Here is a 20735-nt window from a genome sequence, read left to right on the forward strand (position 1 = left end):
TGCGAGCGCCTTGTTCATACGAAGGCCAGACAGAGTGCTGCAAAAATATTCTTGCTACCGTCTGCCGTTTGAATAGGAAATTTGAATAGGCGACCGCCGCGTGTTCCGCGTTATAACGGACGATGGCAAGGGAGCGCCGAGCCGGGAAGCTGGGCGTCAAGCCGCCATGCGCGCAGCTGCAAGGCCGCGCACGGCGCACAAGGTCGGCAAAGAAGCCCGGGCGGATGCCGGGCTGAACCGTTCAGGCCGGCGTAGCGTCCTGGGCCAGCGCCCGGTCCACCAGCTCGATCCAGTGCGTCACCGGCGTGTCGGTGCCCGACTGCAAATGGGTCACGCAGCCGATGTTCGCGGAGACGATCTCGGCCGCCCCGGTGGCTTCCAGGCTGGCCAGCTTGCGGTCGCGCAGTTCGTGGGCGATCTCCGGGTGCAGCACCGAATAGGTGCCGGCCGAGCCGCAGCACAGGTGGCTGTCGGCGCACAGCGCCACGTCCACGCCGGCGGCGCGCAGCACGCCTTCGACCTTGCCGCGGATCTGCTGGCCGTGCTGCAGCGTGCACGGCGGGTGAAAGGCGACCCGCTTCATGATCTTGCCGCGCAGGCGGGCGGCGAGCGGCTCCTCGAATTCGGGCATGATCTCCGACAGGTCGCGCGTCAGCATCGCAATGCGCCCGGCCTTGGCCGCATACGCGGGGTCGTGCGCCAGGTGGTGGCCGTATTCCTTCACCGTCACGCCGCAGCCGGAGGCGTTCATCACGATGGCCTCGACCTCTTCCCGCTCCACGTAAGGCCACCAGGCGTCGATGTTGCGGCGCATGTCGGCCAGGCCGCCGTCCTGGTCGTTCAGGTGATAGCGCACGGCGCCGCAGCAGCCGGCTTTCGGCGCGCAGATCAGTTGCACGCCGAAGGCGTCAAGTACGCGGGCGGTGGCGGCATTGATGTTGGGCGCCATCGCCGGCTGCACGCAGCCTTCGAGCACCAGCATCTTGCGCGCATGGGTGCGCGTAGGCCAGCGGCCGGGGTCGCGCGCCGGCTGCAGCTTGTCCTGCAATCCCTTCGACAGCAGCGGACGCAGCGCGGTCCCGGCCCGGAACGCCGGCTTGAACAGCGCCCCGCGCGGCAGGAATTCCTTCAGGGTCGTGCGCTTGATGCGGTCGGCCGCCGGGCGCGGCACCCGCTCTTCGACGACGCGGCGCCCGATGTCGACCAGGCGGCCGTACTTCACGCCCGAGGGGCAGGTCGATTCGCAGTTGCGGCAGGTGAGGCAGCGGTCCAGGTGCAGCTGGGTCTTGCGGGTCGGCTCGACGCCTTCGAGCACCTGCTTGATCAGGTAGATGCGCCCGCGCGGGCCGTCGAGCTCGTCGCCGAGCAATTGGTAGGTTGGGCAGGTGGCGGTGCAGAAGCCGCAGTGCACGCAGGCGCGCAGGATCGCTTCGGCCTCATCGCCGTCCGGCGTGCCCCTGATGAAATCGGCCAGATTGGTTTGCATGGTTCAGGCCATCCTTCCGCGATTGAAAATGCCGGACGGGTCGAAAGCCGTCCGCAGGCGTTCATTGATGCGCGCCACCGCAGGCGCCAGCGGCTGGAACACCCCGGCCGCCTTGTCGCCGCCGCGGAACAGCGTGGCATGCCCGCCGGCGGCAGCTACCGTGCGGCGGATGCCGTCGGCCGCCGCACTGTCCGCGCGCAGCCAGCGCTGGGCTCCGCCCCACTCGATCAGCTGCCCGCCGCCGAGCACGATGGCGCCGGTGGTCGAGGGAACCGACAGGCGCCACAAGGGTGCATCGCCTTCGAAAAAGGCGTGATGCTGCTCGCGCAGGGTGGCCCAGAAGGCGTCGGCGTCCTCGACCACCTGCCCGCCCAGCGAGTTCACGGCGGCGTCCACCGCCGCCTGCGCGCCCGACAGGCGCAGCGCCAGCACGCCCTCGCACCAGCAGCTGCCCGAGACCGGCAGCGGCTGGCCGCCCCACTCGTTCAGCTTGCGGATCGCCTCGATCTCGCTCATCTCGAAACGCAGGGTGGTCTCGGCGAAGGCCCGCGGCAGCACCTTGACCGAGATCTCCAGCATCAGCCCGAGGGTGCCGAGCGAGCCGGCCAGCAGGCGGGAGACATCGTAGCCGGCCACGTTCTTCATGACCTGGCCGCCGAAGGAGAGCACCTCGCCCTTCCCGTCCATCAGCTTGGCGCCCAGCACGAAGTCGCGCACGGCGCCGCTGTTGGCGCGGCGCGGGCCGGAGAGTCCTGCGGCAACCGCTCCGCCGAACGTGGCGCCATCGCCAAAATGCGGCGGCTCGAAGGCCAGCATCTGGCGGCGCTCGGCCAGCACGGCCTCGATTTCGGCAAGCGGCGTGCCGCAGCGCGCGGTGATCACGAGTTCGGTCGGCTCGTAGTCGACGATGCCGGCATGGCCGCGCGTGTCGAGGATCTCGCCCTCGAGCGGCCCGCCGTACCAGTCCTTGGTGCCGCCGCCGCGGATGCGCAGCGCGCTCTTGCTGGCGGCGGCCGCGCGTACGGTCTCCCTGAATTGTTCGATCATGTTGTCAGAATCTCGGAATGTCCGGGAACGGCACCGCTCCCTGGTGTACGTGCAGCTTGCCGAATTCGGCGCAGCGGTGCGGGGTCGGGATCGCCTTGTCGGGATTGAGCAGCATCGGCGCGTCGAATGCACGCTTGACCGCGAAGAAGGCATCGAGCTCGGGCCGGCCGAACTGCACGCACATGGAATTGATCTTCTCCATGCCGACGCCGTGCTCGCCGGTGATGGTGCCGCCCACTTCCACGCACAGCGCCAGGATGGCGGCACCAAAAGCTTCGGCGCGCTCGAATTCGCCCGGCTGGTTGGCGTCGAACAGGATCAGCGGATGCAGGTTGCCGTCGCCCGCATGGAAGACGTTGGCGCAGCGCAGCCCGTAGGTCGTTTCCATCTGCTCGATCCCGGTCAACACCTTGGCCAGGTGCTTGCGCGGGATGGTGCCGTCCATGCAGTAGTAATCGGGCGAGATGCGGCCCGCCGCCGGGAAGGCGTTCTTGCGGCCCGACCAGAAGCGCATGCGCTCGGCCTCGCTTTGCGAGACGGCGATCGCGCTCGCCCCGGCCGCCTGCAGCACCGCCGTCATGCGCTCGATTTCCTCTGCCACCTCGAGCGGCGTGCCGTCGGCCTCGCACAGTAGGATGGCCGCCGCGTCGGTGTCGTAGCCGGCGCGCACGAACGGTTCGACCATGCGCGAGGAGGTGCGGTCCATCATTTCCAGGCCGGCCGGGATGATGCCGGCGGCGATCACGCTGGCCACTGCGTTGCCGCCGGTGATCACGTCGCCGAAGCTGGCCATGATGACCTGGGCGGCCGCCGGTTTCGGCACCAGTTTCACGGTGACCTCGGTGACGATGCCGAGCATGCCCTCGGAGCCGATGAAGACGGCGAGCAGGTCCAGGCCCGGGGCGTCCAGCGCCTCGCTGCCCAGTTCGATGATCTCGCCCTCGATGGTGGCCACGCGCACGCGCAGCACGTTGTGCACGGTGAGCCCGTACTTGAGGCAGTGCACGCCGCCCGAATTCTCGGCCACGTTGCCGCCGATGGTGCAGGCGATCTGGGACGAGGGATCGGGCGCGTAGTACAGGCCGTACTGGGCCGCCGCTTCCGAGATGGCGAGGTTGCGCACGCCGGGCTGGACGACGGCGGTACGCGAATAGGCATCCATGCGCACAATGCGGTTCAGGCGCGCCGTGGACAGCACGACCCCGTCGTGGATCGGCAGCGCCCCGCCCGACAGGCCGGTGCCGGCGCCGCGCGGCACGATCGGCACCTGCAACTCGCGGCAGACGTCGAGGACGGCCAATACCTGCTCCTCGTTGGTCGGCAGGGCGACGATCATCGGCAGCTGGCGGTAGGCGGCCAGGCCGTCGCATTCGTAGGGCCGGGTGTCTTCGGGATCGTGCAGGACGGCGCCATGCGGCAGCCGGGCGCTCAGGGCGGCTGCGACCTGTTGCCTGCGCGCTATTGGCGCACTGAGAGGAGCACTGAGGGAGGCTTGGAGGGGGGCGGACATGGATTCGATTGTAGCCACAATCACATCGTTTTGTCGTATCCTCGGGCTATCTTTTTTAGGGGCTGGACATAATCATGGGTAATCGACTTTCCAAAATCGCCACACGCACCGGAGACGACGGCAGCACCGGCCTGGGCGACGGCAGCCGCACCGGGAAGGACAGCGCACGCATCCATGCCCTGGGCGAAGTCGACGAGCTGAATTCCTTCGTCGGCCTGCTGCTCTGCGAAGACATGCCGGCGGAGCTGCGCGAGGAACTGGTCACGATCCAGCACGACCTGTTCGACCTCGGCGGCGAGCTGTGCATTCCGGGCTACCAGATGATCAAGGACGAGCACGTTGCGCGCCTGGACGGCCTGCTGGAAAAATACAATGCCGACCTGCCGATCCTGAAGGAGTTCATCCTGCCGGCCGGCTCGCGCGCGGCCTCGACCGCCCACGTCTGCCGCACCGTCTGCCGCCGCGCCGAGCGCGCCATCGTCGCGCTCTCGAAAACGGACACGATCAACCCGCAGCCGCGCCAGTACGTGAACCGCCTGTCGGACCTGATGTTCGTGCTCGCGCGCGTGCTCAACCGCCATGCGGGCGGCAGCGACGTGCTGTGGAACCACGCCCGCCAGCGCGGCTGAGGCGGTTGAATGCCGGGTAGCACTCTGTTCGACGTCCGTTTCTATACCGCCGGCCGCAACTGGCCCTCGAACCCCTACCGCTTCCGCGGCAAAGGCACGCTCGCATTCGAGCCGGACTTCGTGTTCGTGCGCGGCTGCGAGCAGCGCTCGTTCCGCCTGCCCAAACGCGAGGAACACCGCATCCGCATGGCCGACATCGTCAACGCCTGGTCGAACGGGCAGGACGTCTGGTTCGACGTGCTGGGCGTGAAAGGCGACGTGACGGTGGGTTTCAGCGTTGCCGACGCCGACACGGCCAAACGCATCGTCGCCCTGCTGCCGGCGCGCCAAACCGAAGCCTTCGTGAGGGAGCACGAGGAGAACGAGGTCTTCCACGACCGCATCGACTACTGGAGCCCCTCGACCCCGGTGATCTGGGGCCTGCTGGCGGCCAACATCGGCATCTTCGCCCTGATGTGGTACGCGCGCCAGCACTACCAGGCCTCGCTGGCCGGGCCGCTGCGCGAATTCTTCGCGCTGCATCCGAACGTCTCGGCCATGCTGCACGCACAGCAGCTGGTGGACTGGGGATCGAACCTCGGCCGGCGCACGCTGGGCGGCGAATGGTGGCGCCTGGTCAGCTCGATGTTCCTGCACGGGAGCATCTGGCACCTGGGCTTCAACATGCTGGCCCTGTGGCAGGTCGGCCGCCTGACCGAGCGCATCTTCGGCAGCGCGCGTTTCATCGGCCTCTACCTGCTCGCCGGCGTCTCCGGCAGCATCGCCAGCGTGCTGTGGAACCCGAACGTGAACAGCGTCGGCGCCTCGGGCGCCATCTTCGGCATCATCGGCGGCCTGCTCGCCTTCCTCGGCCGCCCCAACAGCGGCGTGCCGCCGACGGTCGTGTCCGAGCTGCGTGCTTCGCTCGTCCCCTTCCTGCTGTTCAGCCTGTGGATGGGGTTCATTTATCCGCACACCGACAACGCGGCCCATATCGGCGGACTGCTAGGCGGCTGGCTGGCGGGGCATTTGCTGGCGCGCTCGATTCATGTGCCAGGGCAGAAGCCGGCGTGAAGCAGCCTCCCCTGCTGCGGCAAGCCACCCGCGACGACATCCCCGCCATGTCGCGCATCCGTCTGTCCGTCCTCGAGAACGTCCTGTCCGATCCTGCCCGCGTCACGCTGCAAATGTACGAGGATTTCCTCGACAAGTCGGGCCGTGGCTGGGTTGCCGAAGAACAGGGCGAGATCCTCGCCTTCTGCTACGCGGACAAGGAGAACGGGTCGATCTGGGCGCTGTTCGTGCGCCCGGGACAGGAAGGACGCGGCCTCGGCGCGGCGCTGCTGCGCATCGCCGTCGACTGGCTGTTCGGGCTCGGCCACGCGCGGATCCACCTGAGCACCGGCGCCGGCACGCGGGCCGACCGCTTCTATGCGGCGCAGGGCTGGGTGCGCGAGCCGGCCGGCGCCAACGAGGTCGCTTACTCGCTGTGCAAATCCTGAGCTGCAAGGCAGCCGCGCAGTATGGCTGTGCTGGCGTTCCCGCAAGGGGTGCGGCAGGTTACACTGAGGGGCGAACCCAACCCAACCGCGTATAAGGACCGACCTTGAGCGACTTCATCGGAATCTATGACGGCGCCCTCACGCCGCAACAATGCGACGCCATCGTCGCCCGCTTCAATGCCAGCGACAAGGTCGTGCGCGGACGCACCGGCGGCGGCGTCGACACCAACAAGAAGGACAGCTGGGACCTCTCCATCGGCGCCCATCCAGAATGGCACGACGTCGGCAACCTGATGCTGGGCGCGGTCGCGCAGCACCTCGCCGGCTACATCGACCAGTACCGCGCGCTGGTGCTGGGCGCGCTGGCGCCGACGGTCGCGCACCCGAAGACCGGCCAGCCGACCGCGCTGTCGCTCGATAATTTCGACGAATGCGGCAGGCCGCACCTGAAGGCGCTGATGCAGTCGATGTACCGCTGCGGGTCGATCAACCTGCAGAAGTACCTGCAGGGTTCCGGCGGCTATCACCACTGGCATTCCGAGGTCTATCCGCAAAACGCCAGCTGCGAGACCCTGCACCGCGTGCTGCTGTTCCAGTTTTACCTGAACGACGTGGCGGACGGCGGCGAGACCGAGTTCCTGTACCAGGGCCGCAAGATCGAGGCGCGCAAGGGCCGCCTGATCATTGCGCCGTCGGGCTTCACGCACACCCATAAAGGGCATGTGCCGGCCAGCGGGGACAAATATATAGCGACCTCGTGGGTACTGTTCAGGCGGGCGGAGGAGTTGTTCGGGAAGGCAGGCGGGTAAGCGTCGCCCCGCTCAATCCGGCCGCGTCGACAGGGCCACGACCGCCACACCGGCAGCGACGATCAGTGCATCCTCGATCAGTCCGCTGCGGGTCTGGCCGATGCGCGCCATGGCCCGCTTGCGGCCGGCCAGCGTTAGGTAGGCGAGCGGGACGGCGGTGGCAACCGCGACCGCCGCTCCGGCCTGTTCCCGACCGCGCGGCGCCAGCGCGGCGCCGGCGATGCCGGCACTCATCACGCGCGCCAGCAGGCCCAGGAATACCGTGCGGTCGGGCGCGCTCTTCATCTTGTCGCCGGCCAGTTCCCCAGCCCCCATCGCCAGCGCACCGAACTTGAACAGAGGACGATCGAGGAGCATGAGCTCCCCCGGCGTACGGCGGCCTGCAAGGCGCGCGGTCGCGATCGTGGCCATGGGTGTCATCGAACGCGCGCTGGCAACGGCGCCGATCAGGGCTGAGGGCAACAGGCTGGGAGTTCTCATCGTGGTGCATCCTTGTGTCGTGAAGTGTCAGCAGGCGCCCGTGCAAGCCGCACGGGTCGCCGGCCTGTCTGCGAACGGTCCGGAACGGACTCCGGTTTCGCCGACGTCCGCTCGACTATAGCCGCCCTGCCGGCAGGGTGTCGCCACCCTGCCCGGCCCGCCTCCTGCTTGCGCCTGCAAGGGCATCCCGCATGCGGACCGTCCGGCCAGGCCTGCCTGGATGCCCTCTCGACACCCCAGTGGACGAGAACTAATAGTGCCGATCGCCCAACAATCTTTCCTCTCAGATTTAACATTCTGTCGAAATTCTTTACATCATTGTTAAATACTGATGAGCTGGCATTTCGCAAGTACCTGAAAACAAAAGAGAAATTTTTGCTGGCACGTTAATCGCTTAGAGAGTGTTACTTTTCCCGCTGTTTCTGATTAAAGGTTACTCAAATGAAATTCCTGAACAAACTTGCCTGTGCTGCCGCTGTCGCAATGTCCTTCGCTGGTGCGGCCAACGCCGCCACCATCCTGACCGACTGGCGTTTCAACCCGAACGGCGGCGGTTTCGATAACGCCCAGGTCATCGGCGAATACCTGGACATCAACGGCAACTCGTTCATCCAGCTGACCCCGACCGGCGAGCGCAGCTTCAGCTTCGTCGAGCACGCAGTGTTCAACATCCTGCAGGCCGACAGCAACGGCCAGTCCTTCAACGACCGTTTCGAAGGCGGCAACATCAGCGCGGTCTTCGAAGGCTTCGGTAACGGCACCCGCGGCACCGGCTCGACGGCCGGCTCGTTCACCTTCGAAGGCGGCACCATCCGCATCTTCCAGAACCCGACCGACGGCCAGTACGGCGGCACCGAAGGCATCTACGGCGCCAACCTGGGCACCGAAATCGCCACCTTCGACGTCCTCGCCGGCGGCGGCGGCCAGGTCGATGCCAGCGGCAGCCCGATCGCCAACGGCCAGGTGAGCGTGTTCGCCCGCGCTACCGACATGGAGCCAGGCTACTTCTTCCGCAGCAACGGCCAGGACCTGTCGATGGAATCGATCCTCGCGTTCGCGTTCACCAACGCTAACCCGATCGTCAACCCGAACAGCGCTGCAACGCCTAACCTGGTGTCGGAAGTGGCCTGCCAGTACGCCGGCTTCACCGGCGCCGGCTGCAACGGCGGCACCTACGCCAACGCACCAGGCCAGTACTTCTTCATCTCGAACAATGGCCAGTTCAAGCTGGCTGAAGTTCCAGAGCCAGGCTCGCTGGCCCTGTTCGGCATCGCCCTGCTGGGCGCCGGCTTCGCCAGCCGCAAGCGCATTGCCAAGAAAGCCTAAGCATTGTTGGATACCGGCTGCCGGAAACGGCGGCCTGGAGGAATGCCAGTCAGTTGATCTGACTGGCATTTTTTATTGGCCCTTCCCATGCGCCTGCCCTTTCATCGGGCCGGCTGCCGGCCGGTCGTCCTGTGGTGCGGCCTGTCGCACGCTTCGCCGGGCATGCCCGAGCGCGGCTACAATGCCAGCCTGCCCACTCGCTCCAGAGGTCCGCATGCGTTTTCTTCCATCCTGGCTCGCTCCCGCCGCCTTCGCCACTACTCTATCGCTGCTGTCGGGTTGCGCCGCCGTCGACCACATCGCCTCCACTCGCCTGATCGAGCGCCATGTCGCGCAGGACTACAGCGGCGTCGTCGCAGTGCGCGCGGATGCCCGTTCGAGCCTGGTGACCCGCGGCTACGGCCTGGCCCTGCGCGAGCAGCCGCAGGCGAATACGCAGGACACCCGCTTCATGATCGGCTCGGTCACGAAATGGATCAGCGCCGTCACCGTGCTGCGCCTGTCCGACATGGGCAAGCTCGACCTGGATGCGCCGATCGCGCGCCACCTGCCGGAACTGCCGCCGGAAAACGGTGCGGTGACCCTGCGCCAGCTGCTGTCGAACCGCAGCGGCATCCCGAACGGCGTGTCGCAAGCGCTGCGCAAGGATCCGTCCATCGGCAACCTGGAGATCGGGCCGGTCGCGGCAGCGCTGCGCTTCGGCGCCGGCGCACTCACTGCCCCACCGGGCGAGAAATGGGATTACTCGGCCACCAACTGGCTGCTGGTGGCCGCCGTCGTGGAACGGGCCAACAAGCAGGCGTTCACTGAAACGGTGGAGGAACTTGTGTTCGCCCCGGCAGGCGTGCGCGACACGAGTTTCGCGGAGACCGGTTACGAGGACGCGGTCGGGATGGCGGTGGCCTACGCCAGCTCGGGCGCACGCAAGACACCGCCCGCCCCGCCGATGGCGGCTGCCAGCGGCACCCTGTACAGCACGGCGCGCGACCTGGTCGCCATCGCCGACGCCGTGTATTTCACTCAGTTATTGTCGGACAGGGCACGCAAGGAGCTCATGGCGATCCAGGTCGCCTCCGAGGACTATGCGCTCGGTGGCCGGGTCAGGACGATCGCGACGAAACAGGGCCCCCGCACCCTCGCCTGGGAGTCCGGCGTCAGTGGCGGGTACAAGACCTTGCTGGCCTACGACCCGCGCGACGGCCGGGCCGTCGTCCTGCTGAACAATACCGACATGCAGCAGTCGGATCAGGCGAAGATGGCGATTGCCTTGTTCGACGCGATGTAGGCGCCTGTCAGCGGGCAGGAATGTGGCGGCGCTGCACGCGGATTCGGTGCCCGTCCATGGTCGCAGTCAATCGGCAAGTACCCGCCATCACACTGCTGGCAGCGACCGCAATAACGCGATATTCGAAGAGTAAACGAGCCAGCCGAGTACGCCGCAGTTGACGGCGACCGTCAGCCAGAACGCGATACGAAAGGATTCCTTCTTCGACTTGTGCCGAAGCAGGTGTTGCGCCACCAGGGCGCCGGGCCAGCCCCCGAGCAGGGCAAGGACGTGCAGGGTACTTTCTTTTGTCCTCCATTGACCATTTCGCGCTGCCGACTTGTCGATCTTGTAGGCAATGAAGGTCAACACGCTCAAGAACATGTACGCGCCAAACACGGAAGGCGGTACTTTGTCAGCCGACACAGCGATGGCCAGGAGTATCAGGAAGCCGATTGCCATGCTTGGCCGGCTCTTGCGCGGTTGGGCGGCCGCCTGGCGCGTTCCTCCGGCGCGAACGAAAGCAACCTTCTCGGCGCGTGCCTGTCCTTTTTCGTTGATGGTCAGTTCGTACGTCACCATGTCGTCTGCCAGCGGACGGCTGCCACGATCGGAAAACGATTTAATGTGAACGAAAACCGCCGGCCCGCCGCCGTTAGGCTTGATAAACCCGAACCCTTGCTCATCCTTCCAGGACGTGATTTTTCCTTGGTACCGCGGGGTGCTGTGGGCTCTCATCTGACGGTCGATATCTTGTAGACGAGGAAAGTGTAGCTTGAAGGTTTCCTGGGCGCAATTACCGCTTGCTGGCTAGCCTGTGCTCAAGCTGCTGCGACTACCATTGACGACTAATCGCCCCGCCCGTAAGTCGCGCGTATTGTCGCTCGCTCTGCTGCCAATTGTGCGGACAGCCGGGCGGGTTTCGCTACTTTGTAGCAAATCAAACCGAAGACAGGACCGAGACCGACTGCATATCCTCCAATGATCATCATCGCTTCTTCCCATTTATTTACTGGAAAGCTTACGCAAAACAGCATCATGGGCAGAGCAGCGGTAGTTATTCCAATTGACCACAATGGAATCCTGGAAAATACGCCAAGCAAATAACTGGCGAAAATGATTGCTATGACCGTTACCACTAAAAGCAGCGGACTAAAAGAATCCATTTTCAGCTTCCTGTTTGCCCATTACCGAAGGGCTGACAATGGGCACGAGCCCTGTTATCCCCATGCCTGGCGACGCACCGCCAACTCAGGCCTGGCGGTCGCTGCGCATGCTGCGCGAGCGCTCCTGCAGCCAGGCCACGATGCCAGGCACCAGCGACAGGACGATGATGCCGAGGATGACCGCGGTCAGATTGTCGTTGACCCACTTGATGTTGCCGAAGATGTAACCGGCCACCGTCAGGGACACCACCCACAAGGTGCCGCCTGCCACGTTGTACGACAGGAAGGTCCGATAGCGCATGCTGCCCAGCGCAGCGACGAAGGGCGCCAGGGTGCGGACGATGGGAACGTAGCGCGCCAGCACGATGGTCTTGGGGCCGTGGCGCTCGAAGAAGCGCTCGGTATGGGCGATGTGCTCGGGCTTGATGAAACGAAGCCGGTAGCCACGTTTTACACGATCGCGGAACATGGTGCCGATCGCAAAGTTGACGATATCGCCCACCACTGCCGCGACGATCAGCAGCGGGATCAGCACCGGCAGCGACAGCAGGCCTTTGGCCGCCAGTGCGCCGGTGACGAACAGCAGCGAGTCGCCGGGCAGGAAGGGCATCACGACCACGCCCGTCTCGACGAAGATCACTGCGAACAGCAGCACGTAGACCAGGACGTGGTATTCGGCCGCCAATACGGTCAAATGGCGATCGAGGTGGAGGAACCACTCGAGCAGGGTAGTCAGCATATCGTTTGTCTTTGCATTGTGTGGTGGCCATGCACGTCGAACCTGCATGGGCCGGGTAGGAAAGCAGCCGGTTCGGCGGCGGCATGCGCGACAATCCGTCCAGACAGGGTTGCGTCGGACGACGGCGCCGGCATGGCCCGCGCATAGTCGAGCCGCACGCATTGTAATGCGTAGCGTGCCTTTGTTGCAGATCCGGACGATCCCGGCAACCCGTAAGGCCGGCGTGCAGCCACGCTACCGGCACGCATGCGTGCCGGTAGCCTCAGCGCAAAGGTCAGGTGCGACGGCCCTTCAGTTGTGAATATATTTCGCGAACACGTCGCTGAAATCGCGCTTCTTGTGGGTGTCGAGCATGGCCGTGTTCAGGGCGTCCAGCAACTCCAGGTATTGGCTGACGAGACTGCCCGCGCCGGGCGCGATATTCAGTTTGTGCACCGAAGCCGTGGCGTCGAGCGTACGCAGCGCATTGTCGCGGCAGACCGCATCGCGCTGCTGCTGCTTGCCGATCGAGATCAGGGCCTTGTAGATGTCCTTGAGCTGTTCGATGAAGGCCTTCTTGATGTCGATCGAGAACAGCACGTTGTCCAGCTTGAACTTGAGTTCGACGTCCATGTCCAGCGTACCGGCGGTCTCGATGCTGACGCTGGAGACCTCGTGCGATGCATAGTCGTAGCGCTTGATCGTGCGTTTCGAGGACACGGCCGAATCGCCGTCGACATGGATCAGCGCCAGGTTCGTGAAGCAGTACTCGTCCTTCTTGCTCTTGATGAGGAAGAAAATCTGTTCGCCGTCTTCGCTGAACAGGTAATCGTCCGCATCGACCTTGCTGTAATCCGCAGGCCCGACGATGACGCCGATATCGCTGATGCCCAGTGCTTCTGCCGCCAGTTTCTTGAACATGATCGCCCTCGCGTTATAAAAGCTTCAAATTACCATCAATGGATGACGACGGATGGCTTCCTGTCGTTCGCATCCCGGATTTTTTCAAGCGGTGTCCCGGCTCCGGTCCGCTCAGGGGGCTGGCGCTTTCGGCGGCGGCACCGGATTGAATTCCTGCGACCAAACCACCGCCGCGATCTTCCAGCCGTTCTCGGTACGCACCATCTGCCAGCTTTCCTTGCCCCAGTTTTCCCTGTACGTGCCGAACATGAAGCTGTAGTCGAACCAAACCTGGGCCACCTCGCCGTCGGTGTCGATGCGCACATTGGAGAAGGTCTCCTCCAGGCGTTCCTTTTCCTTCGCGATGGAATCGATGAACTTGCGTGGGCTGCTGCTGAAACTCTTCTTTGGGCGCGGCAGCTTGGGGTCGGGACGGTTGGCGTAGATCCGTTCGATGCTGGCGTCGGTGGTGACGCCGGACCAGGTGATGTCCTCTTTGAGGAACAGTTTGAGGAAGGTGTCCTGGTCCTTGTCGATGATCGCCTTGCGGAAGGTCTCGATCACGCGTTCGATCTCCTGTTTGCCGGTGGCGTCCTGGGCAAAGGCCATGTGCGGAGCAAACAGCAGCAGGGAAAGGGACAGGCAGGTGGCGAAGCGGTTCATCATGTCTCCCGAAAGGAAAACATGAGTATAGGAAATTGAAAGACGAACAGATTCACCAAATGTAACGCTTCGATCGACGGGAACACGGGTTTGGAAATAAAAAAGCGGCGCATCGAGCGCCGCTTCTTCATCCCGGGCACGAGGCTCAGGTGTTGTTCACCACCAGCCGCGGTTCGCCCGCGGCGCCGAAGCGGGCGCGGATCGAGGCGGCGATGCCCTTGGCGTCGAGGCCGACGGAGGCCAGCAGTGCGGCGGGGTCGCCCTGGTCGATGAACTTGTCGGGCAGGCCCAGGATCAGCAGCGGCTTGACGATGCCGGCGGCGGCCATCGCTTCGGCCACGGCGGCGCCGGCGCCGCCCATGGTCGCGCCCTCTTCCACCGTCACGAAGACCTCGTGGTCGGCTGCGAGCTGCTTGACCAGTTCGACGTCGAGCGGCTTCACGAAGCGCATGTTGGCGACCGTCGCGTTCAGTTCAAGAGCCGCGCCCATGCTCGGCGCCACCATGGAGCCGAAGGCCAGGATCGCGATCTTTTCGCCCTGGCGCTTGATCTCGCCCTTGCCGATCTCGAGCGAGGTGAGTTCAGGCTGGATCGCCGCGCCGATGCCGGCGCCGCGCGGGTAGCGCACGGCGGCCGGACCCGGGTAGTGGTAAGCCGTCGTCAGCATCTGCCGGCACTCGTTCTCGTCCGATGGCGCCATGACGACCATGTTCGGGATGCAGCGCAGGTAAGGCAGGTCGTAGTTACCGGCGTGGGTGGCGCCATCGGCGCCCACCAGGCCGGCCCTGTCGAGTGCGAAGGTCACGTCCAGGTTTTGCAGCGCCACGTCGTGGATCAGCTGGTCGTAGCCGCGCTGCAGGAAGGTCGAGTAGATCGCGACGACCGGTTTCAGGCCTTCGGTCGCAAGGCCTGCGCCGAAGGTCACCGAGTGCTGCTCGGCGATGCCGACGTCGAAATAGCGCTCCGGGTACTGCTGGTGGAAGCGCACCATGCCCGAGCCCTCGCGCATGGCCGGCGTGATGCCGACCAGGCGGCCATCGACGGCCGCCATGTCGCACAGCCAGTTGCCGAAGACTTCGGTGTAGGTCATCTTGGCCGGCGCGGTCGACGGGATGATGCCCTCGGTCGGGTTGAATTTACCCGTGCCGTGGTACAGGATCGGCTCGGCCTCCGCCAGCTTGTAGCCCTGCCCTTTTTTCGTCACGACGTGCAGGAATTGCGGGCCCTTGAGCTTCTTGATGTTTTCCAGCGTCGGGATCAGCGAGTCGAGGTCGTGGCCGTCGATCGGGCCGATGTAGTTGAAGCCGAATTCCTCGAACATCGTGGCAGGGACCACCATGCCCTTCGCGTGTTCTTCGAGGCGGCTGGCCAGCTCGCGCAGCGGGCCCGGCAGCACGGTCTTGCCGACGCTCTTGGCGGCGGCGTAGAACTGGCCGGACATGAGGCGCGCGAGGTAGCGGTTGAGGGCGCCCACCGGCGGCGAGATCGACATGTCGTTGTCGTTCAGGACTACCAGCAGGTTGCAGTCTTCCTCGACGCCGGCGTTGTTCAGGGCCTCGAAGGCCATGCCGGCCGTCATCGAGCCGTCGCCGATCACGGCGATCGCGTGGCGGTGCTCGCCCTTGATCTTGGCGGCGGCGGCCATGCCGAGCGCGGCCGAGATCGAGGTCGACGAGTGGGCGGTGCCGAAGGTGTCGTATTCGCTTTCGTCGCGCTTCGGGAAGCCCGACAGGCCGTGCAACTGGCGCAGCGACCCCATGCGCTCGCGGCGACCGGTGAGGATCTTGTGTGAATAGGTCTGGTGCCCCACGTCCCAGACAATGCGGTCGTGCGGGGTTTCGAACACGTAGTGCAGCGCGATGGTCAGTTCCACCGTGCCCAGGTTGGACGACAGGTGGCCGCCGGTCTTCGAGACCGACTCCAGCAGGAACTGGCGCAATTCGTTGGCCAGGGGCGTCAGCTGGGTGCGCGAGAGCAGGCGCAGGTCCGACGGGTCGTTGATGGTTTCTAGCAGTTTCATTTATGCCTTCCGCTGCACGATCAGGTCCGCGAGTTCGCGCAGCCGCAGTGCTTGTTCTCCAAATGGCGCCAGCGCGTCATGCGCATCGCGCCGCAATTGCTCGGCGAGCGCCGTCGCCTGTTCCATGCCGAGGATCGATACATAGGTCGGCTTGTTGTCGGCCGCGTCCTTGCCGGCGGTCTTGCCGAGCGTGGCCGAATCGGCCGTGGCGTCGAGGATGTCGTCGATGACCTGGAAAGCGAGACCGATCGCCTTCGAATAGGCATCCAGGGCTTCGCGCTCCGGCGCGTCGAGGTCCTTGCCGCACAGGGCGCCCAGCAGCACCGAAGCGCGCAGCAGCGCGCCCGTTTTGAGCTGGTGCATCTGTTCGAGCTGTTCGCGCGTCAGCGACAGGCCGACGCTGTCGAGGTCGATCGCCTGGCCGCCGCACATGCCGCTCGAGCCGGCGGCGCGCGCCAGCAGCTGCAGCATGGCGACCTGGCGCGCCGGCGGCAACGACGTGTTCGAGGCCAGCAGCTCGAAGGCCTGGGCCTGCAGCGCGTCGCCCACCAGCAGGGCGGTCGCTTCGTCATAGGCCACGTGCACGGTCGGCTTGCCGCGGCGCAGCGCGTCGTCGTCCATGCAGGGCATGTCGTCGTGCACCAGCGAATACACGTGGATCATTTCCAGCGCACAGGCGGCACGGCTCAGGGCGGCCGGGCCGGCATCGAACAGCGCGCCGCTGGCGTAGACCAGCAGCGGACGCACGCGCTTGCCGCCGCCGAGCGTCGTGTAGCGCATCGCCTCGTGCAGCTTGTGCGGCACCGCGTCGGCAGGCGGCAGGAAGGTCGACAACGCCTCTTCCACTTCGGCCTGCACGCCCGCCATCCACTGGGCGAACGGAACGCTTGTCATCGATCGCCCTCGCCCACGCCCTCGGCGCTGAACGGTTTGAGCATGTCGCCTTCCAGGATCCTGACCTGCGACTCGACCCGGTCGAGCTGGGCTGCGCAATACTTCACCAGCTCGGAACCGCGTGCATAGGCGGCCACCGACGCTTCCAGCGGCAGCTGGCCGCCTTCCATCTGGGTGACGAGCTGGGCCAGTTCGGCCATTGCCTCTTCGAACGAGGCCGGCGGCGTGGTCGCTCCAGCGTTGATATTGTTTGCCATAGTGTCTTGTTGTGTTGGGCCGGCGAAGCTGCCCCTGTGCGCAACCGGTGCGCCATGGGGGAGTCCAATCGCGTATTTTAAAACAATCCTAACCCTTGGGGTGGCCGGCGCACCTGTCGAGATGCCTGCAATGCAATTCGCATGGTAGCGCAATCGCCACAATTTCGATGAAAACGATGCCCTTTCGGCAATCTCTTTGCCACTGCGGGCCCCAAAGTCGTGAGGGCCCACGACTGTCGAGCTCGTTCCACGCTATAATCTAAGGTTCTGTCCGAAACACCGTATCTCTGCAGCCAGAATACTGGTCTTTGGATTCTTATTCTCTTCTTTGGCAATGTGCTTTTATAAGGGGGGTTGGGATGTCCGATCTGGCTACCCACGCCAAGCTGGCGCGCTCGTGCGCTCAGCTTCCGGTAAATGTTTACTTTGATGAAGCGCTGTTGCAGCGTGAACTCCAGCACCTGTTCAAGAACGGCCCGCGCTACGTCGGCCACGAACTGATGGTGCCGGAAACGGGCGATTTCGCGACGCTGCCTTCGGAAAACGAAGGCCGCATGCTGGTGCGCAACGCCAACGGCATCGAGGTGCTGTCCAACGTCTGCCGCCACCGCCAGGCGCTGATGTTCAATGGCCGCGGCAACGCGAACACGATCGTGTGCCCGCTGCACCGCTGGACCTACGACCTCAAGGGCGAGCTGATCGGCGCGCCGCATTTCGCGGAAACGCCCTGCCTGAACCTGTCCAAGACCTCGCTGCAAAGCTGGAACGGCCTGCTGTTCGAGCAGAACGGCTACAAGGTCATGGACACCCTGCGCGGGATGTCGGTCGACAAGGACCTCGACTTCTCCGGCTACCTGTTCGACCACGTCGAAATCCACGACGTCGACTACAACTGGAAAACCTTCATCGAGGTCTACCTGGAGGACTACCACGTCGAGCCCTTCCACCCGGGCCTGGGCAATTTCGTGTCCTGCGAAGACCTGAAATGGGAATTCGGCCGCGAGTTCAGCGTGCAGACCGTCGGCGTGAACCGCGGCCTGCAGAAGGCCGGCTCGCCGACCTATAAAAAGTGGCAGGAAGCCGTCCTGAAGTTCAACGGCGGCAAGGAGCCGAAACAGGGCGCCATCTGGCTGACGCTGTACCCGAACGTCATGGTCGAGTGGTATCCGAACGTGCTGGTCGTGTCGACCCTGTGGCCGCTCGGCCCGCAGAAAACGCGCAACGTGGTCGAGTTCTACTACCCGGAAGAGATCGCCCTGTTCGAGCGCGAGCTGGTCGAAGCCGAGCGCGCCGCCTACATGGAGACCTGCATCGAGGACGACGAGATCGCCCAGCGCATGGACGCCGGCCGCAAGATCCTGTTCGAGCGCGGCGTCAACGAAGTCGGCCCCTACCAGTCGCCGATGGAAGACGGGATGCAGCACTTCCACGAGTGGTACCGCAGCAAGATAGAGCTATAAGCCCGAGTTGTCACCATAGGAACCTGATGCCTTCACTCTGGATGCTGTTTGCCAGCTTCGCGTTCGCCGCCATGGGCGCCGGCGTGAAGCTGGCGTCCGAGTTCTACACCACTTCCGAACTCCTGTTCTACCGCGGCCTGATCGGCTCCGTCGTCCTGCTGGCCATCGTGCGCCACCAGGGCGGCAGCTTCCGCACCACCTTCCCGAAAGAGCACCTGTTCCGCAGCCTGGTGGGCGTGATCTCGCTCTGGCTGTGGTTCTTCGCCATCGGCAAGCTGCCGCTGGCCACCGCCATGACCCTGAACTACATGGCGCCGATCTGGATCGCGGCCGGGCTGTTCATCGCTGGCTGGTGGTCGAAGACAAACACGGTCGAGTGGCCGCTGATCCTGGCCGTGGGCGCCAGCTTCTTCGGCGTCACCCTGGTGCTGCAGCCGGCCTTCGAAACCAACCAGTGGCTCGGCGGCCTGGCCGGCGTCTGCTCCTCGGTGATTTCGGCGATGGCCTACATGCAGGTGCGCAAACTTGGCCAGATGGGCGAGCCGGAATACCGCGTCGTGTTCTATTTCTCGCTGACGACCACGATCGCCGGCCTGGCCGGGGTGCTGTCGGGCGACGGCCAGGCGACCGGGCTGCCCTTCCATTCCCACACGCAGGGCGGGCTCCTGCTCCTGCTCGGGATCGGCTGCGCCGCCCTGATGGCGCAGATGGCCATGACGCGCGCCTACCGCGTCGGCAAGGTGCTGGTGGTGGCGAACCTGCAGTACACCGGCATCGTGTTTTCCAGCCTGTGGGGCCTGATGCTGTGGGGCGACCGCTTCGACTGGCATGTGTGGCTGGGCATCGCCGTCATCCTCGCTTCGGGCATCGCCGCGACGTTCTACAATACGCGCAGCACGCCGAAAGGCCCTGCCATCAAGAAGACCGACCCGATCGCCAGCGAACTGTGAGGAGCCCATGTACACGACCCTGATTTCCGCCCAAGACCTTGCCGCGCACATCGCGCATTTCGACACGCCGGACTGGGTTGTCGTCGACTGCCGCCACGACCTCGTCAACCTCGCCTTCGGCCGCGAAGCCTATGCCGCGGGCCACCTGCCGGGCGCCGTGTTCGCGGACATGGAAACCGCCCTGTCGGGCCCCAAGCGCGGCGACGACGGCGTGTTTCGCGGACGCCATCCGCTGCCGGCCAAGGAAGCGCTGGCCGAGACCCTGCGGGGCTGGGGCATCAACGACGGCACCCAGGTTGTGGCCTACGACGCCCACGGCGGCATGTACGCCGCGCGCCTGTGGTGGCTGCTGCGCTGGCTCGGGCACGAAGCCTCGGCGGTGCTCGACGGCGGCCTGCCGGCCTGGCAGGCGCTCGGGCACCCGGTGGTGACCGAGGTCGCAGCAAAACCGCGCGGCAGCATCGAAGCGCGTGCGCCTTTCGTGCCGACGGTGACGGTGGCCGAGGTGCTGGAGAATCTCGAAACGGCCAAACGCACGGTGGTCGATGCGCGCGCGGCCGACCGCTTCCGCGGCGAGAACGAGACCATCGATCCGGTCGGCGGGCACATCCCGGGCGCGAAAAACCGCTTCTTCAAGGACAACCTGCAGGCCGACGGCCGCTTCAAGGCGCCCGAGCAGCTGCGCGAAGAGTTCGAGGGGATCATCGGCGCGCCGCAGGACGCGATCATGCAGTGCGGCTCGGGCGTCACCGCCTGCCACAACCTGCTGGCATTGGAGGTGGCCGGCATGCCGGGCGCTGCCCTGTATCCCGGGTCGTGGAGCGAGTGGAGCAGCGACCCAGGGCGGCCGGTCGCCACCGGCTCCGCCACGAAGGACTGATCGATGGAACGCAATACGCGACAGCGCAAGGCCATCCACCAAACCATCTCCGATGCGGGCCGGCCGCTTGCGCCCCAGGAGATCCTCGAGCACGCGCAAGGCGTGGTGCCGGGTATCGGCATGGCCACCATCTACCGCAACATCAAGGCCCTGCTCGAGGCCGGCGAGATCACGGCCGTGTCGCTGCCGGGCGGCGGCGACCGCTACGAACTGTCCGGCCATGGCCACCACCACCATTTCCACTGCCGCAGCTGCGACCGCGTGTACGAAGTGCACGCCTGCCCGGGCGACATGCAAAAGCTCACGCCGGAAGGCTTCGTGCTCGAATCGCACGAGCTGACCCTCTATGGCGTGTGCAGCCACTGCCGCTGACGCGGCCCCGGCTTCACTTGCAGGGCTGCCCCTGCGGCGCCGCGCACTGCCGGCAGTAGCGGTGGTTGCGCAGGTGGGCGGCCAGCAGCAGCACGCTGCTGGCGACAGCCAGCACGGTCTCGAACCCTTCCCCGAAACGCGGCCCGACCACCAGTACCGCCAGCAGGAAGGCGCCCAGGCCGGCCACACCCAGCAGCAAGGCCGCCGGATCGCGGTGGGCCAGGTAACCGGGCACCAGCGCGAGCAGGACCGGCACGGTCACGCCCAGCAGCAGCGCCTCGTGCAGGCCGTGGTGGTGTCCGCCTTTCAGTCCCAGCAGCGGGAACGCGAGCAGCAGCAATGGCATGGCCAGGCAGTGCACCAGGCACAGCATGGAGGCGGCCATGCCGGCGTAGTCGGCGAAGCGGATCAGCTTTTTCATGG

Annotated in this window: 23 protein-coding genes; 10 read left to right on the plus strand and 13 right to left on the minus strand. The window is 65.3% G+C overall.

Features of this window, described 5'->3' with window-relative positions:
* Positions 1 to 241: 241 nt before the first annotated feature.
* The 3 genes from glcF to ACWCIA_RS14990 are packed head-to-tail and all read right to left on the minus strand — an operon-like array spanning position 242 to position 4043.
* Positions 242 to 1486 (minus strand): glycolate oxidase subunit GlcF, encoded by a 1245-nt coding sequence (gene glcF, locus ACWCIA_RS14980; RefSeq protein ID WP_454164522.1) that lies wholly within the window; start codon positions 1484 to 1486, stop codon positions 242 to 244.
* A gap of 3 nt (positions 1487 to 1489) precedes the next feature.
* Complete coding sequence (gene glcE / locus ACWCIA_RS14985) at positions 1490 to 2533, minus strand: glycolate oxidase subunit GlcE (RefSeq protein ID WP_454164524.1); 1044 nt, start codon at positions 2531 to 2533, stop codon at positions 1490 to 1492.
* Positions 2534 to 2537: 4 nt separating this feature from the next.
* Positions 2538 to 4043 (minus strand): FAD-linked oxidase C-terminal domain-containing protein, encoded by a 1506-nt coding sequence (locus ACWCIA_RS14990; RefSeq protein WP_454164526.1) that lies wholly within the window; start codon positions 4041 to 4043, stop codon positions 2538 to 2540.
* Between the two features lie 74 nt (positions 4044 to 4117).
* On the opposite strand from ACWCIA_RS14990, the gene ACWCIA_RS14995 reads away from it, so the two are divergent.
* The 4 genes from ACWCIA_RS14995 (at position 4118) to ACWCIA_RS15010 (ending at position 6962) form a co-directional block, all read left to right on the plus strand.
* Positions 4118 to 4672, plus strand: a complete 555-nt coding sequence (locus ACWCIA_RS14995) for a cob(I)yrinic acid a,c-diamide adenosyltransferase (protein WP_454164527.1) — start codon at positions 4118 to 4120, stop codon at positions 4670 to 4672.
* A gap of 9 nt (positions 4673 to 4681) precedes the next feature.
* Positions 4682 to 5725, plus strand: coding sequence for a rhomboid family intramembrane serine protease (locus tag ACWCIA_RS15000; protein ID WP_454164529.1), 1044 nt, complete (start codon positions 4682 to 4684; stop codon positions 5723 to 5725).
* Entirely contained in the window at positions 5722 to 6153 is a 432-nt protein-coding gene (locus tag ACWCIA_RS15005) for an N-acetyltransferase family protein (protein ID WP_454164531.1), read from the plus strand. Before ACWCIA_RS15000 ends, ACWCIA_RS15005 begins: the two co-directional genes overlap by 4 nt.
* Before the next feature lie 104 nt (positions 6154 to 6257).
* Positions 6258 to 6962, plus strand: a complete 705-nt coding sequence (locus ACWCIA_RS15010) for a 2OG-Fe(II) oxygenase (protein WP_454164533.1) — start codon at positions 6258 to 6260, stop codon at positions 6960 to 6962.
* Between the two features lie 12 nt (positions 6963 to 6974).
* Here ACWCIA_RS15010 and ACWCIA_RS15015 read toward each other — a convergent pair whose 3' ends face one another.
* A complete protein-coding gene (locus ACWCIA_RS15015) occupies positions 6975 to 7442 on the minus strand; it encodes a hypothetical protein (RefSeq protein ID WP_454164535.1) in 468 nt (155 codons plus the stop codon).
* A 441-nt stretch (positions 7443 to 7883) separates the two neighbouring features.
* Here ACWCIA_RS15015 and pepA point away from each other — a divergent pair, with 441 nt between their 5' ends.
* Complete coding sequence (pepA, locus tag ACWCIA_RS15020) at positions 7884 to 8768, plus strand: flocculation-associated PEP-CTERM protein PepA (protein ID WP_454164537.1); 885 nt, start codon at positions 7884 to 7886, stop codon at positions 8766 to 8768.
* Between the two features lie 214 nt (positions 8769 to 8982).
* Positions 8983 to 10053, plus strand: coding sequence for a serine hydrolase domain-containing protein (locus tag ACWCIA_RS15025; protein WP_454164539.1), 1071 nt, complete (start codon positions 8983 to 8985; stop codon positions 10051 to 10053).
* A gap of 87 nt (positions 10054 to 10140) precedes the next feature.
* Here the strand turns inward: ACWCIA_RS15025 and ACWCIA_RS15030 are convergent, their stop codons facing one another.
* From ACWCIA_RS15030 to ACWCIA_RS15065, 8 genes are all read right to left on the minus strand, one after another.
* On the minus strand, positions 10141 to 10770 hold the full coding sequence (locus ACWCIA_RS15030; RefSeq protein ID WP_454164540.1) for a DUF1294 domain-containing protein: 630 nt from the start codon (positions 10768 to 10770) through the stop codon (positions 10141 to 10143).
* Between the two features lie 110 nt (positions 10771 to 10880).
* On the minus strand, positions 10881 to 11198 hold the full coding sequence (locus ACWCIA_RS15035; RefSeq protein WP_454164542.1) for a hypothetical protein: 318 nt from the start codon (positions 11196 to 11198) through the stop codon (positions 10881 to 10883).
* A gap of 85 nt (positions 11199 to 11283) precedes the next feature.
* Positions 11284 to 11937: a VTT domain-containing protein gene (locus tag ACWCIA_RS15040; protein ID WP_454164544.1), complete on the minus strand. Its 654-nt coding sequence runs from the start codon at positions 11935 to 11937 to the stop codon at positions 11284 to 11286.
* Between the two features lie 291 nt (positions 11938 to 12228).
* A complete protein-coding gene (locus ACWCIA_RS15045; RefSeq protein ID WP_454164546.1) occupies positions 12229 to 12837 on the minus strand; it encodes a PH domain-containing protein in 609 nt (202 codons plus the stop codon).
* A 111-nt stretch (positions 12838 to 12948) separates the two neighbouring features.
* The gene (locus tag ACWCIA_RS15050) at positions 12949 to 13479 is read right to left on the minus strand and encodes a YybH family protein (RefSeq protein ID WP_454164548.1); all 531 of its coding nucleotides are present in this window, start codon (positions 13477 to 13479) and stop codon (positions 12949 to 12951) included.
* A 145-nt stretch (positions 13480 to 13624) separates the two neighbouring features.
* On the minus strand, positions 13625 to 15499 hold the full coding sequence (gene dxs / locus ACWCIA_RS15055) for a 1-deoxy-D-xylulose-5-phosphate synthase (RefSeq protein WP_454164550.1): 1875 nt from the start codon (positions 15497 to 15499) through the stop codon (positions 13625 to 13627).
* Entirely contained in the window at positions 15500 to 16393 is an 894-nt protein-coding gene (locus ACWCIA_RS15060) for a polyprenyl synthetase family protein (RefSeq protein WP_454164552.1), read from the minus strand. It abuts the gene before it with no gap.
* On the minus strand, positions 16390 to 16650 hold the full coding sequence (locus ACWCIA_RS15065; protein ID WP_454164554.1) for an exodeoxyribonuclease VII small subunit: 261 nt from the start codon (positions 16648 to 16650) through the stop codon (positions 16390 to 16392). Before ACWCIA_RS15065 ends, ACWCIA_RS15060 begins: the two co-directional genes overlap by 4 nt.
* Before the next feature lie 359 nt (positions 16651 to 17009).
* Between ACWCIA_RS15065 and ACWCIA_RS15070 the strand changes: the two genes are divergently transcribed.
* Genes ACWCIA_RS15070 through ACWCIA_RS15085 form a run of 4 tightly spaced genes read left to right on the plus strand, consistent with a single transcriptional unit; the run spans position 17010 to position 20312 of the window.
* Entirely contained in the window at positions 17010 to 18110 is a 1101-nt protein-coding gene (locus ACWCIA_RS15070) for an aromatic ring-hydroxylating oxygenase subunit alpha (protein WP_454164556.1), read from the plus strand.
* 26 nt (positions 18111 to 18136) lie between these two features.
* Positions 18137 to 19060, plus strand: a complete 924-nt coding sequence (locus tag ACWCIA_RS15075) for a DMT family transporter (protein ID WP_454164558.1) — start codon at positions 18137 to 18139, stop codon at positions 19058 to 19060.
* 7 nt (positions 19061 to 19067) lie between these two features.
* On the plus strand, positions 19068 to 19940 hold the full coding sequence (locus tag ACWCIA_RS15080) for a sulfurtransferase (RefSeq protein WP_454164559.1): 873 nt from the start codon (positions 19068 to 19070) through the stop codon (positions 19938 to 19940).
* A gap of 3 nt (positions 19941 to 19943) precedes the next feature.
* On the plus strand, positions 19944 to 20312 hold the full coding sequence (locus ACWCIA_RS15085) for a Fur family transcriptional regulator (protein WP_454164561.1): 369 nt from the start codon (positions 19944 to 19946) through the stop codon (positions 20310 to 20312).
* 13 nt (positions 20313 to 20325) lie between these two features.
* Here ACWCIA_RS15085 and ACWCIA_RS15090 read toward each other — a convergent pair whose 3' ends face one another.
* On the minus strand, positions 20326 to 20733 hold the full coding sequence (locus tag ACWCIA_RS15090) for a MerC domain-containing protein (protein ID WP_454164563.1): 408 nt from the start codon (positions 20731 to 20733) through the stop codon (positions 20326 to 20328).
* Positions 20734 to 20735 lie beyond the last annotated feature (2 nt).

This window comes from Massilia sp. SYSU DXS3249 (assembly GCF_053668055.1).

Excerpts from the sequence above, each read along its gene's own strand:
- ACWCIA_RS15030 (WP_454164540.1), bottom strand. The coding sequence starts at position 10,770 with ATGAGAGCCCACAGCACCCCGCGGTACCAAGGAAAAATCACGTCCTGG.
- dxs (WP_454164550.1), bottom strand. The coding sequence starts at position 15,499 with ATGAAACTGCTAGAAACCATCAACGACCCGTCGGACCTGCGCCTGCTC.
- ACWCIA_RS15000 (WP_454164529.1), top strand. The coding sequence starts at position 4,682 with ATGCCGGGTAGCACTCTGTTCGACGTCCGTTTCTATACCGCCGGCCGC.
- ACWCIA_RS14995 (WP_454164527.1), top strand. The coding sequence starts at position 4,118 with ATGGGTAATCGACTTTCCAAAATCGCCACACGCACCGGAGACGACGGC.
- ACWCIA_RS15090 (WP_454164563.1), bottom strand. The coding sequence starts at position 20,733 with ATGAAAAAGCTGATCCGCTTCGCCGACTACGCCGGCATGGCCGCCTCC.
- ACWCIA_RS15075 (WP_454164558.1), top strand. The coding sequence starts at position 18,137 with ATGCCTTCACTCTGGATGCTGTTTGCCAGCTTCGCGTTCGCCGCCATG.
- ACWCIA_RS15065 (WP_454164554.1), bottom strand. The coding sequence starts at position 16,650 with ATGGCAAACAATATCAACGCTGGAGCGACCACGCCGCCGGCCTCGTTC.
- ACWCIA_RS15060 (WP_454164552.1), bottom strand. The coding sequence starts at position 16,393 with ATGACAAGCGTTCCGTTCGCCCAGTGGATGGCGGGCGTGCAGGCCGAA.
- glcF (WP_454164522.1), bottom strand. The coding sequence starts at position 1,486 with ATGCAAACCAATCTGGCCGATTTCATCAGGGGCACGCCGGACGGCGAT.
- ACWCIA_RS14990 (WP_454164526.1), bottom strand. The coding sequence starts at position 4,043 with ATGTCCGCCCCCCTCCAAGCCTCCCTCAGTGCTCCTCTCAGTGCGCCA.
- ACWCIA_RS15040 (WP_454164544.1), bottom strand. The coding sequence starts at position 11,937 with ATGCTGACTACCCTGCTCGAGTGGTTCCTCCACCTCGATCGCCATTTG.
- glcE (WP_454164524.1), bottom strand. The coding sequence starts at position 2,533 with ATGATCGAACAATTCAGGGAGACCGTACGCGCGGCCGCCGCCAGCAAG.
- ACWCIA_RS15025 (WP_454164539.1), top strand. The coding sequence starts at position 8,983 with ATGCGTTTTCTTCCATCCTGGCTCGCTCCCGCCGCCTTCGCCACTACT.
- ACWCIA_RS15045 (WP_454164546.1), bottom strand. The coding sequence starts at position 12,837 with ATGTTCAAGAAACTGGCGGCAGAAGCACTGGGCATCAGCGATATCGGC.
- ACWCIA_RS15015 (WP_454164535.1), bottom strand. The coding sequence starts at position 7,442 with ATGAGAACTCCCAGCCTGTTGCCCTCAGCCCTGATCGGCGCCGTTGCC.
- ACWCIA_RS15085 (WP_454164561.1), top strand. The coding sequence starts at position 19,944 with ATGGAACGCAATACGCGACAGCGCAAGGCCATCCACCAAACCATCTCC.
- ACWCIA_RS15080 (WP_454164559.1), top strand. The coding sequence starts at position 19,068 with ATGTACACGACCCTGATTTCCGCCCAAGACCTTGCCGCGCACATCGCG.
- ACWCIA_RS15050 (WP_454164548.1), bottom strand. The coding sequence starts at position 13,479 with ATGAACCGCTTCGCCACCTGCCTGTCCCTTTCCCTGCTGCTGTTTGCT.
- ACWCIA_RS15035 (WP_454164542.1), bottom strand. The coding sequence starts at position 11,198 with ATGGATTCTTTTAGTCCGCTGCTTTTAGTGGTAACGGTCATAGCAATC.
- ACWCIA_RS15070 (WP_454164556.1), top strand. The coding sequence starts at position 17,010 with ATGTCCGATCTGGCTACCCACGCCAAGCTGGCGCGCTCGTGCGCTCAG.
- pepA (WP_454164537.1), top strand. The coding sequence starts at position 7,884 with ATGAAATTCCTGAACAAACTTGCCTGTGCTGCCGCTGTCGCAATGTCC.